The organism is Psychrobacter sp. 1Y4 (assembly GCF_051847555.1).
Genome location: NZ_JBPYDE010000819.1, coordinates 1 through 604, shown reverse-complemented (window position 1 = coordinate 604; position 604 = coordinate 1). Strand labels below are relative to the sequence as shown.

Genomic DNA, 604 nt, shown 5'->3' with positions numbered 1-604 from the left:
CTTAGTTGATAAGGCAGCATTACTTCAAACTATTATCAGTTTATGTGACCTTGTACCAGTCAAGTTTGCGAGTCATCACCATGACACAGGCAAGTACCATAAAGCAGAATATCGCGCCCAGTAATAGATTAAGATCTTCTGTACTTAAAATACCAAAAAACGCAGCATATAATCCGGCGAGTGTTGTGGTAAAAATTAAAGCCCGTTTCAAACCGCCAAATACATAGTAGCTATACCAACCAATGAGCCCCACGCACGCGCTAGCGGCTACAGTATATGCTTGCCAAAAGACGATTTGCTCAGCAAGTGGTAGCAATAGGACATAAAAAACGAATAACGCGCAGCCAACTAGCAGGTACTGGATAGGGTGAATGCGACTGGATTTAAGCACTTCAAATAAAAAGAAAGTGCCAAACGATACCAAAATTAATAGTAGAGCATACTTCATGGTTCGTTCAGTTTGTAGGTAAACATCATTAGGACTCGCAAAACTAACCCCAAAGCTGTTTAGCAGAACACTATGATTACTACCAGCTACCGCCGCACTGTCTGCTGTCATCCCTCTTGATGAGTCAAACGAATCAGGGTTATACGACTGGCTATC

1 protein-coding gene is annotated in these 604 nt (G+C 42.1%); it reads right to left on the bottom strand.

The window, feature by feature from the left end; translation table 11 throughout:
- Positions 1–40 precede the first annotated feature (40 nt).
- Positions 41–604: inner membrane CreD family protein (locus ACS8FC_RS19060; RefSeq protein ID WP_439297943.1), on the bottom strand; the 564-nt coding region annotated here is incomplete at its 5' end.